The organism is Balneolaceae bacterium, from assembly GCA_034521495.1.
Taxonomy (GTDB): domain Bacteria; phylum Bacteroidota; class Rhodothermia; order Balneolales; family Balneolaceae; genus Rhodohalobacter.
The window spans coordinates 29,942-42,277 of the sequence record JAXHMK010000008.1; the positions used below are offsets into that span (position 1 = coordinate 29,942).

A 12,336-nucleotide genomic window follows, 5' to 3' on the forward strand; every position below is an offset into this window, starting at 1 on the left:
TTGTTACTGTTTGCGCAGCAATAACGAAGCGCTTTTTCAAATAAGAATTTAGTTTGAATTAATCAATATTTCAGGGAAATAAGGTGGAAGATAGTAAGCTATTACATAGATTTTGATGAAAACCAGATTACATTTTGATATCACATTGGGAGATTCTGAGTCAGGCTCAGAATGACGAAATTTGAAATCTAAAACTTCACCGCCAGATCAAGTGCAGGGCTTAGTCCAAGAGGATTGTGCTGCTGTAGGGCAAAGTTTACATTCCACATGTTGGATTGATATCCAAATCCAAACGAATACGTTTCCGGTTGGGTGGTAATGCCGGCACGAATAAAGAGAGACTGAATAATTTCAAACTGAACGCCGCTACGGAAGGAGAGAGGGAACATCACATCTTTTACAATTTCTGCGGTAACCAGGGCTTCGGGAGTGAGCATATAACTCAAGCCGGTGGCCAGTTCTCGGGGCAGTTCCTCATCTGTATCACCGTAGGAGGGTTGATTGAGATTGGTTGCCCGGGCACCAAACCATAAATCTTCCGTGATTTCTGCAGCCAGCCCCAAATCGAAACCGATAGCCCCGGCCGCACCATAATCACCCCCCTGAAATATGTGGGTATACGATACAGATGCTCCATAATGAAAGCGATCGAGATTGTTCTTGTATGCAAGCAGAAATCTGTTTTCGTTGAAGAGATTGAAGCCATACCGGTGAACACCTGCACCGACAGTTCCCCAGCTTGTTTGAGTGGTAAGGTTGGCCGCCATGTCGGTAATCTCCGCAATGCCTACATATCGAAAACCGTAAAATGAAACACGGTTCCCATCCGTCGGCATCAGGGCTACATTAGAAAAGAGTGACCAGTTGGAGTTGGGTACGGCGACACCGGTTTGGCCCATTGCAACAGAACTTGCACCGAGGCTTGTTTGAGCATGTACCTGAGAGCAAATCCCCAAAAATGTAACAAGTAAAACACCCAGGAAGTAATTAAGCCGAATCCTTTGTATCATAAAAGAAATCAAATTATGCCACGTAGTAAGCATCCCCAAAAGACAGTAGTTTTGTTTGAACAGTAGTATCATAAGATGGAAGCTAAACATCAACTAAACATGATTAGAATTTTAATTTTTTCACTTTTTGGTTTGATTTTGCCGTCCGTTGGTGTAGCCCAGGAGTTTCAATGCGATGTATCTCTCAACACCCGCCAGATTAGCGGTACATCGTACGATTATATATCTGAACTGGAAACTGCCCTTGAAAATTATATCAACGATTACCGCTGGACAAATGATCGTTACCAAGATCATGAGCGTATTCGATGCAGTTTTCAAATTGTACTTACAGGAGTGGATAATAATTTTAATTACACTGCAGAAATCGCTCTGTCTGTCCGCCGGCCTATCTACAATACCAACCAGGAGTCGCTTGCTATTCTGCTAAGTGATAACAATTGGCGGTTCCATTATCCACAAAATAACAACCTCATTCACGATGATCTTCAGTTCGATGATCTGACCAGTTTTGTAGACTTTTATGTATATGTGATGCTTGGATACGATTACGATACGTTTTCTGAACTTGGCGGAACCCGTTATTATAGCCAGGCACAATCAATTTTTGAGATTGGCCAGAATTCAGGTTCCCAGGGCTGGGGGCGATCTATCGGGGCCCAGCGCAATCGGTATGGGCTGATTAATGATATTACCAGTCCGGCGTATGAAGAGTTCAGAAAAGCAATCTACCGGTACCACCGGCTTGGGCTCGACCAGTTTACAACTCAACCGGAAGAAGCGCGAAACCAAGTATTAGAAGCCCTTGAAATGATCCAGGAGAACAAACAGCTTACCAATAATAACTACCTGTTTGATATTTTCTTTAGTGCAAAGTACACAGAAATTGTCGCAATTTTTCGCGATGCGGATGCCCAAATGAGAACCCGTGCCTATAATATTCTGAGAGATGTTGATCCTGCCCACACCTCTGAATACGAAAATTTACAAAGCTGAAAAAGGTGTTTTTTATGTCGATGTCTGATGAAGATTCCGTTTCATGGTTCCGATAAAATTTCCGTATTCTTGAGATGTTTGAGAATCCCGTCAAATAAATACTAATCGAAAGTAAGATTTCATGAAAGGAATAATATTAGCCGGGGGAACCGGTTCGAGATTGTACCCACTCACCAAAGTGACAAATAAACACCTGCTGCCTGTTGGCAACAAACCGATGATCTACTACCCCATCGAGAAGTTAACGAGTGCCGGAATTGAAGAGATACTGATTGTAACCGGAACCGAACATATGGGCGATGTTGTAAATCTTTTGGGATCTGGCAAAGATTTTGGTTGTCGGTTTACCTATAAAGTGCAGGATGAAGCCGGCGGTATAGCCCAGGCACTTGGATTGGCAGAAAACTTCTGCGGGGATGAACCGATGACTGTAATCCTGGGGGATAATATTTTTGAAGCAGGGCTCTCCAAAGCTCTTGAGAATTTTGATGGGTCCGGCGCTCAAATTCTGATCAAGCAGGTGGAAGATCCCGAAAGATTTGGTGTTGCCGAGCTTGAGGGTGATAGAATTGTGGGTATTGAAGAGAAGCCCGATCAGCCCAAATCGGAATTTGCAGTAACGGGTATATATATGTACGATCCGCAGGTTTTCGACCTGATTAGAAACCTGGAGCCTTCGGACCGTGGCGAACTCGAAATTACGGATGTAAACAATCACTACATCAAAAATGGGGCGATGAAATATTCCATTCTGGATGGATGGTGGACGGATGCGGGAACCCCCGAATCGTATAAAGTGGCGAATAATCTTGCCCATAAATTGGTTTAACCGATGAAATTTTTGATCACCGGAGCCACGGGACAATTGGGCCAAGAGTGGGTTCATTTTTTGACTGAAAAGAGCTTGCCGTTTGAAGCTTTTTCTTCTGGTGAACTGGATATTACGGACAGAACAAAAGTGGCTGAAATACTGAGCGAGATTAAACCGGATGTGGTGATCAATTGTGCGGCGTACACGGATGTTGATGGATCAGAATCCGAATCAAAAAAAGCCTTTCTGGTGAATGAAAGGGGAGTCCAAAATCTGGCAAATGGGTGTGAATCGGTCGGCGCAAAGTTGGTTCACTACAGCACCGACTATGTTTTTTCCGGCAGTAAGGAGGATCAAAAAAAATATCCCGGCGGATATCCGGAAGAAGCTGAAACAGATCCGGTGAATGTGTATGGAAAATCGAAAGAAGCGGGTGAAAAAATTCTTCAGCAATCGAATGGTGAGTGGATGTTGGTGCGGGTGTCGTGGCTGTGCGGGCGATTTGGAAATAATTTTATAAAAACGATGCTTCGGTTAGGTTCAGAGCGGGATAGGTTACAGGTTGTGGAGGATCAAACCGGCTGTCCCTCGCTGGCGTTTGATGTAGTTGAGAAAACATTTCAGCTTCTTAAAAAAGATTTAACAGGAATATTTCATATCAGTTGTGAAGGAAAAATAAGCTGGGCAGATTTGGCTGAAGAAATTTTTGAACAGAGTGACCTGAATGTGAATGTAAATAGAATTACCTCCGACCAATATCCATTTACTGCAACCCGGCCAATGTTTACATTACTGTCCACCAAAAAAGTTGAAGCAACGGGATTAAATCCTTTGTGGTGGGCATCTGGAGTAGATAAATTATTGGATCAGATTGAAGAACTCAATGAACAGAAAAAAGCTCTTTGAATAGATAGCATGCAATTTGAAAAAACATCGCTGGATGAAGTTTGGTTGATTAAACCCCGAATTTTTGAGGATGACAGGGGACATTTTCTTGAATCGTTTCGAAAAGAGATTTTTAAAGAAAAGGGCGTGGAGTACGATTTTGTACAGGATAATATCTCAACATCGACAAAGGGCACGGTTCGCGGGCTTCATTATCAAAAACATCCGTACAGCCAGGCAAAACTGGTGATGGCCATTTACGGCGAAATACTGGATGTAGCTGTTGATATACGAAAGGATTCACCCACTTTTGGCAAATATTTTTCTGCGATTTTAAATGATCAGAATCGATATATGATGTTGGTGTCATCTGGCTTTGCCCATGGATTTTCTGTTCTTTCTGATCAAGCGACGGTAGCGTATAAATGCAATCAATATTATCACAAGGAATCGGAGCGGGGTGTTCTCTGGAATGATCCGGCTCTGCAGATCGACTGGCAAACCAAATCACCTATTTTATCAGAAAAAGATAAACAGCAACCGTTATTAAAAGACATTCAACCAAACGACCTATTCTAACAAACCTGGAAAAAGAGATATGAAATTAATTGTAACCGGCGGTGCCGGATTTATCGGTTCGAACCTGATTCTTTACCTCCACAATAACTATCCCGATATAGAAATTGTAAATATCGATAAACTTACCTACGCTTCCGATTTGAGCTACCTGGAGCCGATTAAACAGTCGGACCGGTACCGCTTTAAAAAACTGGATATCGTGGACAGGGATGCCATTCGCGACCTGTTTAAGAAATGGCATCCGGACGGAATCATCCATCTGGCGGCTGAATCTCACGTGGATAATTCAATTAAAGGACCTGAACCGTTTGTGTACTCAAACATGGTGGGTACGTTTAACCTTCTGGAAGAAAGCCGGCTGATTTGGGAGCAATACGAAAAAGATCTGAAGCCCAAGCGGTTTTTGCATATCTCAACAGATGAAGTGTATGGAACTCTTGGAGATGAGGGAAGCTTTAGTGAGTCCACTCCGTATGCTCCAAACTCTCCCTATTCGGCATCGAAGGCGGGAAGTGATTTTTTAGTTCGCTCGTACCATCACACCTTTGGAATGAATACGGTGATTACCAACTGCTCAAACAATTACGGTCCGCACCAGCACGATGAAAAACTGATTCCAACCGTGATTCGAAAAGCTTTGAGCGGAGAAGATATTCCCGTTTATGGGAAGGGCGAAAATGTGCGCGACTGGCTCTTTGTGGAGGATCACTGCCGGGCACTGACCACAGTTTTTTTGGAGGGAAAATCCGGCGAGCAGTATAACATCGGCGGAGATAATGAGTGGCAGAATATAGAGCTGGTGAACCATATCTGCGAAATTTTAAATAATGAAATAGGTGACGGGCCAGATGGAGATTACAAGAACCTAATCAGCTTTGTAACCGACCGCCCCGGCCATGACTACCGCTATGCCGTGGATGCCTCAAAGATTAAACAAGAGCTGGGGTGGACACCTTCGCAGGAATTTGATAACATGCTTAGAGAAACGGTTCGTTGGTATATTGACCGGTATGCTAAGTAATCAAAAGGATTACTCGGCACTGGCGCAAGCGTCCGCTTGTGTCAGTTATACTTGTAACCCGGAGAGTTGCCCCAATTAAATGAAAATGAACAGTAGTTATACTTGTAAAAAAAGTTCAGTTATCTTTTACACAACGGCAAGATTGTCCATTTGATTTCATCAACGAGGGAGGTAATGACATAGATTTACCCGATCTTCTTAAAGATAATCCAACAGCTGTGGGTCCTGCATAACCGGTGCTTTCCGTAGAAGACCAAAAATATGCCATTTCCCCCTTATCCATAAAACCATGGCTTTGTGTGTGCTCTCCTTTTTGTATGTATATTCCACTTCCAAATGCAGACCATCCTGAGCTGTTACTGGCGCCAACATTAGGTTCATTCCATCCTGTAAGTCCTTTTAATTTACCACCGGCAACGTCTGTTCCACCTAATGTATTCGCTAAAACCAGCCACTCTTCTTCACTGGGTAAATGCCATCCATCAGGACAGGCAGATTGTGCTGTTTGCCAGTCATATAGTCGCCCCAGGCTTTTACAATTTTCGGAATCATTGTCGTAGCACCAGCTATTACCGGTATTATAGTTCAAGTTTTCAGCAAACCAGGTTTGATCGCCGATACAAGCTAATTCATATTCTTTGTTGTTTCGTGGATCAGTAAACGTTCCGCAACTGTAGCTGTAATCAGCGTCAAAATAATGGTTCAAAAACAGAGGTTTCTTTGCACTTTGTTCATCATATCTTCTGAAGCTAATGGAATCACTTACAGATAAAAGTCTGAATTGTAATCGAGATCGAAATGACCTTCGATACATAAACGGCTGAGGCTATGTACTTCGACTAAATCGCTACTTTTGAGAATCATAACGATTCTGAATGGAAAAGACTTAGTATACTATCGAAGCAAGGCTCGAAGATGCTATGTCCATCAAAAGCATTTACCAATACAGCATCATTAAATGCAAAAAGGTAGTTTTCAGTCCAGACAGCAATGAAACAATCTGTTTTTCGAAATCAGACAAGCGGCAATGAAAGGATCTTGGAACATAAAGCTTCAATAATACCTGGAGTATCAAGTATCTTGAAAACAGGCTTCATGAATTAGCAAAAAAGCTAATCGCTACAATATTGAAAACAATAACACTCCTACTCAATCATCTATTTCTGAACCTGATCAAGCGGAAATGGAAGAATTTCTCGAGAACATTAAAATGCTTGTTAATACGCTTGGCCATAAAGTTTTTGAAGAAAAAAGGGACTTCAGATCTAAACACAAGAAAGAAACTTTTTTTATAAAAGCAGCAAGGGGAGCAGATGCAATATCATTCGTCTCTTTCAATGCTTTACGGTATACCAGTCCGGCACCCTGCTGGATATTCAGAATGTCGGCTACCTTTTCTTGGGTTGGGTCACTGCTGCCGCCGTTAAGCGGAGATTCCCCGCAGGCACTCAAAATCAGCAGGATTACACAGACACTGAGAAGTAGAGTTAATATATTTTTCATGGATTGAATGTTTTGAATAAAGAGAATAATTGGAGCAAAAAGCCCCATATACATTAAATGCAACGAAATCGTAGAAAAAGGATCATTGTCATAAATTTTTGTGTTACCCCCTATAGATTCATCTCTATAAATTTCTAACAATACGTTTTGAATCTTTTTCCCAAAATGTTTAAATCCAATAACTGCAAAGAACACCCAAAAGCAAACATTGTCTTTTTGAGTTACAGGGAATAGGTTATTTAAAGACCTGAATGATTACTACTGAAATACGGAATCGCATAATTTTCATACTATTCAGTTTTTAAAATAGATTTGTTTTATCATTGTCATACTGTAATTTTACAGATTAAGAGAAATTATAATGCGATATGGCCAAAAAAATTCTGTTTATACTTCTGGGAGCTTTCCTAACATTTGTAGTTGTGGTTCTCGTGAGAACTTTTCAGCTCGGAGACACTCAAATTGAACCACAAGCGAATCCGCAGGTAACATGGGATGAGGATGCGATGATTCGCCGTTTTTCGGAATCCGTTCAATACCAAACAATATCCGGGGATGATGGTGCAGAAATGGATTCAACTGCTTTTTATGATTACCTGGATTTTCTAAGAGTATCATTCCCGCGTGTACATAATACTCTGGAAGATACTCTCTTCAATGATTTAACTCCCCTGTATTACTGGGAAGGAACCGATCCATCCCTGGATCCTGTCTTATTAATGGGACATTATGATGTAGTGCCTGTGGATTCTTCAGATATTGATGGTTGGACATATCCCCCGTTTTCGGGAATTGTACAGGATGGATTCATCTGGGGACGGGGTACAATGGATAATAAATTCAATGTGATGGGACTATTGGAAACGGCTGAATACCTGATTGCTGAGGGATATCAGCCCACGCGGAGTATTTACTTTGCATTTGGTCATGATGAGGAGATTGGTGGAGATCAGGGAGCAAGAGCCGTATCGAGATACCTGCAAGACAATGGCGTTTTCCTGCAGACAGTACTGGATGAGGGCGGGAGAGTAGTTGAAGGAGCGTTCCCTCTTGACCGGCCTGTTGCCATGGTGGGGATCGCCGAAAAGGGATATTTGTCACTTGAATTGATTGCAAAATCTTCCGGCGGCCATTCTTCAAGGCCCTCAAAGCAAAATTCTGTTGCAATTCTAAGTGAGGCGATTGTAAATCTTTCGGAGAACCAGTTTCCCGCCCGAATTGACGGAGTTGTTGAACAGATGTTTAATTCGTTTGCGGATGAAATGCCATTTAGCTTTAAGATTGTCTATGCGAACAGATGGTTAACAGAAGGATTCTTCCGAAATCAGTTATTATCTGATCCGGCCACTGCAGCAATGATCCGAACCACAATTGCTCCAACCATGGTAAGAGCCGGCGTGAAAGAAAATGTACTACCAAATGAGGCAAGAGCAATCGTCAATTTTAGAATTCTCCCCGGGGATACATTTGAAACGGTTACGAGCCATGTGAGAAATGTGATTGACGATGAACGAATCAGCATTCAGCGGTACGGTGATATCCAGGTTTTGCCTTCCAGCATATCCAATGTAAACAGTTCCGGGTTTGAATCATTACAACAAACCATTATGGATGTCATGCGGGATGTGTACGTTGCACCCTATCTTGTCTTTGGAGCCACTGATTCAAGACATTTCTCATCCATATCCGACCAGGTTTATCGATTTGCCCCGATGACCATCTCAACAGATGATTTGAGCCGCATGCATGGAACCGGCGAACGTGTGAGCGTGGAATCCTACTTGAATACAGTTCGGTTTTATTCGCACTATATTCGCCTGAATACTGAGTAGCGGTTTGTTGGAATGCAGGATAGTGCCTCGTTGTTTTTAAGCAGTAAATCTTAAACAAAGTACAGAAAAATAGTTATGAGTAAACGACAGTATTGGTTGATGAAGTCAGAGCCGGATGTCTACAGTATTGATGATCTTGAAAAAGATGGAACCGAACCATGGGATTCCATTCGAAATTATGAAGCGAGAAACAACATGAGAGATGAGATGAATGTGGGAGACCGTGCTCTGTTTTATCATTCTAATGTGCGTCCACCTGTTATAACCGGAGTAATGGAAGTTTGCAGTGAATCCTATCCCGATCCCACACAGTTCAATCCGGATCATGATTACTTTGATCCGAAAAGCAGTGAGGAAGATCCCACCTGGCATTTAGTGGATGTAAAGTTTATCCAAAAATTCGACAATCCTGTCACAAGAGATGAGTTGAAAAAGCATGATGATCTGTTGGAAATGCAACTTTTTAAACGAAACAGACTTTCGATTACCAAGGTAAGGGAATCTGAGTATAAGAAGATCTTAAAACTTGCCGATGCCGAAGAAAAATAAACTCAGGTAATTTTAATGGTTTTTACCCAATCCCAAAAAATTCTGCCCTCTCTTTAAAATAAGGTTCAAAAACTTTCTTGAGTTTTTGATGTTTGGATGATCTCAATTCAGAATCCAATTGAATAATCTCTCTTGCGGAGTTTTTTGCACTTTCCAGGAGCAGACGGTCTTCGATAATATCAGCATACTTAAACTCGGGCAGGCCACTCTGTTTCGTTCCGAGAAAATCGCCGGGACCGCGGAGTTTCAGATCTGCCTCGGCAATTTCAAAACCGTCTGTTGTTTCTACCATTTTCTTTAAACGAAAGCGCGCGGATTCTGTCAATTTTTGATCGGGTAACAGAATGCAGTAGCTCTGCTTTTTACCCCGCCCGATTCGTCCCCGAAGCTGATGAAGTTGAGATAATCCAAATCGTTCTGCGTGCTCAATCATCATGATTGTGGCATTCGGAACATCCACGCCAACCTCAATCACTGTAGTAGAAACCAAAATCTGAGTTTCTCCCTCCGAAAATTTTCTCATTTTGGATTCTTTTTCACTCGAATCCATTTGACCGTGAAGTAGATCGATCGAAAAATCAGGAAACCGTTTTTTTAGCTTTTCATATCCCATGGTAGCATCTTTCAGATCCATTACTTCGGATTCTTCAATCAGTGGGAAAATTACATAGACTTGATCTCCGGATTCAACTTGCTGCTTTACAAAACTATAGACGGCTTCGCGTTCACTGTCAGATCGCACAGCTGTTTTTGCCGGTTTTCTTCCTGATGGCAGATCTTTGATAACGGAGATGTCCAGATCACTATAAATCGTCATAGCCAACGAGCGGGGGATGGGAGTAGCAGACATTACTAACAGATGAGGGTGATCACCTTTCTGTAAAATCTCATTTCGTTGTTTCACGCCAAACCGGTGTTGCTCATCAATCACTACTAATCCCAGTTTGTTGAACTGAACTTTATCCTGGAAAATGGCGTGAGTACCAACAGCAATCTGGCAAGTACCCCCGGCAATATCAGAAAGAACATCATTTCGCAATGATGTGGACTGACTTCCCGTAAGCAAGCGGAAATTGACCCCGAGTTGTTCGAGGTACTCTTTGATGGTATAGTAGTGCTGCTCAGCCAGAATTTCGGTTGGAGCCATAAAGGCAGTTTGCCAGCCGTTGTCAATCGCCATTAACATAGCTCCAATGGCAACAACTGTTTTTCCGGCGCCAACATCTCCCTGTATCAGCCGGTTCATTTGGGTACCGGACTGGAGATCTTGCTTAATATCAGAAAGTGAGGTTCGTTGTCCATCCGTTAACTGAAAAGGAAGAATCTCATTAAAGAACGTTTTTGTAAGCGTACCTGGCTGCAATTGAATTCCCGGCGCTCGTTCAATGCGCTGCCGTTTGATCTTCATCATGCTTAGTTCAAACAGGAAGAACTCCTCAAATTTAAACCGTTCAAGGGCACGGGTAGCCTGTTGTCTTGTTTTGGGTTGATGGATCATCTGAAAAGCCTTTCCGCGCGCTGGAAAATTATGGTTTGATAGGATATTCTCAGGTAGAAAATCCTCAAATGATACTGTTTCAAGAATTTCCTGGATCCAGCCGGTTACAATTTTGTTGGAGATGTACGCTTTTGAGAAATGTTTATTCGATGGATAGATAGGAATCAGTGTATCCGGTATTTTCATCTTATCCAGGCTTTCAAGCTGCTCCACTTCAGGATGAGCCATACTCATATACTTACCATACTTTTTGGCTTTGCCATAGAGAGAAACCCATGAGCCTTCTTCAAACTGATTAATGAAATATTTCCACCCTTTAAAAAAAACAGCTTTGCACACAGCGGTGTTATCCTGAACCAAAACCTCGAGTCGCCGTTTGTATTTATAACCGGCTACATTTTTGGATTTAACTTTCCCCACTATGGTTACAGGATCTGAAAATTGATACAAATTTTTAATCGGTTGGATATTTGATTTATCAATATATCTCCGCGGGAAGAGGGTTAACAGATCAAGAGGGGTTTGAATGCCGCTTTGATGAAGAGCTTTGAGCCGTTTTTGACTTAGGTTATGGAGATCAAGTAGTTTCAAATCGATATAAAGTTATATATCAGTATAATATAAAATTAAAGCTTTTTAGGTAGTTAAATCATTGGATAGAGCTAAATATGCCTGATTGTAGATATTTTTGTAAAAAATAGATTAAATTTTTTGCAATCTGTTGTAGAAAATTAGTACCTTTATAAGCTCTTGAATTTACGAAAACAAACAAGGTAAATCCGTGCCAACAATACAACAACTCATTCGCAAAGGTAGAAAAAGCAAGACCAGTAAAACAACTGCTCCTGCTTTACAAAGCTCCCCGCAAAAACGCGGTGTTTGCACACGTGTTTATACAACAACACCCAAAAAGCCGAACTCAGCACTCCGTAAAGTTGCAAGGGTTCGATTAACGAACGGCTTTGAAGTAACCGCTTATATTCCAGGTGAAGGTCACAATCTCCAGGAGCACAGTATTGTGCTTATTCGTGGCGGTCGTGTGAAAGACTTGCCTGGTGTTCGGTATCACATTGTTCGTGGTACGCTGGATACTGCTGGTGTAGATGACAGAAAGCAAGGAAGAAGTCGCTACGGCACCAAGAAACCAAAAGGGTAACAAGGATTTTTAACCTTATATATTATGCGAAGAAAAACAGCTGAAAAAAGAGAAATTCAACCCGATCCAATTTTTCATGACAAACTGGTTACACGGTTTGTGAATAATCTGATGAGGGATGGAAAGAAAGGAGTAGCCAGAAAGATTTTATACCAGGCTTTTGAAATGGTCGAAGAAAAAACCGGCGAACAACCTCTTGAAGTATTTAAATCTGCTTTAAGTAATACTACACCGGTTGTTGAAGTTAAAAGTCGTCGGGTAGGTGGAGCTACTTACCAAGTGCCTGTTGAAGTACGTACGGACAGGGGAACGGCTCTTGGAATGAGATGGATAATTAGTGCCTCGAGACAGAGAAATGATAAATCGATGGCCATAAGGTTAGGCCGTGAACTGATTGATGCCGCTAATAATGAAGGTGGTGCGGTTCGCAAGAAAGATGAAACCCACAGAATGGCAGAAGCGAACAAAGCATTTGCTCATTTCAGGTTCTGATTAA

13 protein-coding genes are annotated in these 12,336 nt (G+C 41.9%); 9 read left to right on the plus strand and 4 right to left on the minus strand.

Features of this window, described 5'->3' with window-relative positions:
- Positions 1 to 188: 188 nt before the first annotated feature.
- A complete protein-coding gene (locus U5K72_04620) occupies positions 189 to 1,010 on the minus strand; it encodes a hypothetical protein (protein ID MDZ7718091.1) in 822 nt (273 codons plus the stop codon).
- Positions 1,011 to 1,109: 99 nt separating this feature from the next.
- On the opposite strand from U5K72_04620, the gene U5K72_04625 reads away from it, so the two are divergent.
- From U5K72_04625 to rfbB, 5 genes are all read left to right on the plus strand, one after another.
- Positions 1,110 to 2,006, plus strand: coding sequence for a DUF4835 family protein (locus U5K72_04625; protein MDZ7718092.1), 897 nt, complete (start codon positions 1,110 to 1,112; stop codon positions 2,004 to 2,006).
- A gap of 121 nt (positions 2,007 to 2,127) precedes the next feature.
- On the plus strand, positions 2,128 to 2,835 hold the full coding sequence (locus U5K72_04630; protein ID MDZ7718093.1) for a sugar phosphate nucleotidyltransferase: 708 nt from the start codon (positions 2,128 to 2,130) through the stop codon (positions 2,833 to 2,835).
- Between the two features lie 3 nt (positions 2,836 to 2,838).
- Positions 2,839 to 3,723, plus strand: a complete 885-nt coding sequence (rfbD, locus tag U5K72_04635) for a dTDP-4-dehydrorhamnose reductase (protein MDZ7718094.1) — start codon at positions 2,839 to 2,841, stop codon at positions 3,721 to 3,723.
- A gap of 9 nt (positions 3,724 to 3,732) precedes the next feature.
- Positions 3,733 to 4,281 (plus strand): dTDP-4-dehydrorhamnose 3,5-epimerase, encoded by a 549-nt coding sequence (rfbC, locus tag U5K72_04640; protein ID MDZ7718095.1) that lies wholly within the window; start codon positions 3,733 to 3,735, stop codon positions 4,279 to 4,281.
- Between the two features lie 19 nt (positions 4,282 to 4,300).
- On the plus strand, positions 4,301 to 5,302 hold the full coding sequence (gene rfbB / locus U5K72_04645; GenBank protein ID MDZ7718096.1) for a dTDP-glucose 4,6-dehydratase: 1,002 nt from the start codon (positions 4,301 to 4,303) through the stop codon (positions 5,300 to 5,302).
- 115 nt (positions 5,303 to 5,417) lie between these two features.
- Here rfbB and U5K72_04650 read toward each other — a convergent pair whose 3' ends face one another.
- Positions 5,418 to 6,008 carry an FISUMP domain-containing protein gene (locus U5K72_04650; GenBank protein MDZ7718097.1) on the minus strand — a complete coding sequence of 197 codons (591 nt, stop codon included), beginning with the start codon at positions 6,006 to 6,008 and terminating at the stop codon, positions 5,418 to 5,420.
- A 467-nt stretch (positions 6,009 to 6,475) separates the two neighbouring features.
- Positions 6,476 to 7,000, minus strand: coding sequence for a hypothetical protein (locus U5K72_04655; GenBank protein MDZ7718098.1), 525 nt, complete (start codon positions 6,998 to 7,000; stop codon positions 6,476 to 6,478).
- 173 nt (positions 7,001 to 7,173) lie between these two features.
- Here U5K72_04655 and U5K72_04660 point away from each other — a divergent pair, with 173 nt between their 5' ends.
- Positions 7,174 to 8,637 (plus strand): M20 family peptidase, encoded by a 1,464-nt coding sequence (locus U5K72_04660; GenBank protein MDZ7718099.1) that lies wholly within the window; start codon positions 7,174 to 7,176, stop codon positions 8,635 to 8,637.
- A gap of 75 nt (positions 8,638 to 8,712) precedes the next feature.
- Complete coding sequence (locus U5K72_04665; protein ID MDZ7718100.1) at positions 8,713 to 9,186, plus strand: EVE domain-containing protein; 474 nt, start codon at positions 8,713 to 8,715, stop codon at positions 9,184 to 9,186.
- Positions 9,187 to 9,208: 22 nt separating this feature from the next.
- Here the strand turns inward: U5K72_04665 and recG are convergent, their stop codons facing one another.
- Positions 9,209 to 11,275: an ATP-dependent DNA helicase RecG gene (recG, locus tag U5K72_04670; GenBank protein MDZ7718101.1), complete on the minus strand. Its 2,067-nt coding sequence runs from the start codon at positions 11,273 to 11,275 to the stop codon at positions 9,209 to 9,211.
- Positions 11,276 to 11,465: 190 nt separating this feature from the next.
- Here recG and rpsL point away from each other — a divergent pair, with 190 nt between their 5' ends.
- Both rpsL and rpsG read left to right on the plus strand, forming a co-directional pair.
- Positions 11,466 to 11,840, plus strand: coding sequence for a 30S ribosomal protein S12 (rpsL, locus tag U5K72_04675; protein ID MDZ7718102.1), 375 nt, complete (start codon positions 11,466 to 11,468; stop codon positions 11,838 to 11,840).
- 24 nt (positions 11,841 to 11,864) lie between these two features.
- Positions 11,865 to 12,332 carry a 30S ribosomal protein S7 gene (rpsG, locus tag U5K72_04680; GenBank protein MDZ7718103.1) on the plus strand — a complete coding sequence of 156 codons (468 nt, stop codon included), beginning with the start codon at positions 11,865 to 11,867 and terminating at the stop codon, positions 12,330 to 12,332.
- Positions 12,333 to 12,336 lie beyond the last annotated feature (4 nt).

Bases quoted from the DNA above. Each gene is read 5' to 3' on its own strand.
- U5K72_04620 (MDZ7718091.1), bottom strand. From the start codon at position 1,010: ATGATACAAAGGATTCGGCTTAATTACTTCCTGGGTGTTTTACTTGTT.
- U5K72_04625 (MDZ7718092.1), top strand. From the start codon at position 1,110: ATGATTAGAATTTTAATTTTTTCACTTTTTGGTTTGATTTTGCCGTCC.
- U5K72_04630 (MDZ7718093.1), top strand. From the start codon at position 2,128: ATGAAAGGAATAATATTAGCCGGGGGAACCGGTTCGAGATTGTACCCA.
- rfbD (MDZ7718094.1), top strand. From the start codon at position 2,839: ATGAAATTTTTGATCACCGGAGCCACGGGACAATTGGGCCAAGAGTGG.
- rfbC (MDZ7718095.1), top strand. From the start codon at position 3,733: ATGCAATTTGAAAAAACATCGCTGGATGAAGTTTGGTTGATTAAACCC.
- rfbB (MDZ7718096.1), top strand. From the start codon at position 4,301: ATGAAATTAATTGTAACCGGCGGTGCCGGATTTATCGGTTCGAACCTG.
- U5K72_04660 (MDZ7718099.1), top strand. From the start codon at position 7,174: ATGGCCAAAAAAATTCTGTTTATACTTCTGGGAGCTTTCCTAACATTT.
- U5K72_04665 (MDZ7718100.1), top strand. From the start codon at position 8,713: ATGAGTAAACGACAGTATTGGTTGATGAAGTCAGAGCCGGATGTCTAC.
- rpsG (MDZ7718103.1), top strand. From the start codon at position 11,865: ATGCGAAGAAAAACAGCTGAAAAAAGAGAAATTCAACCCGATCCAATT.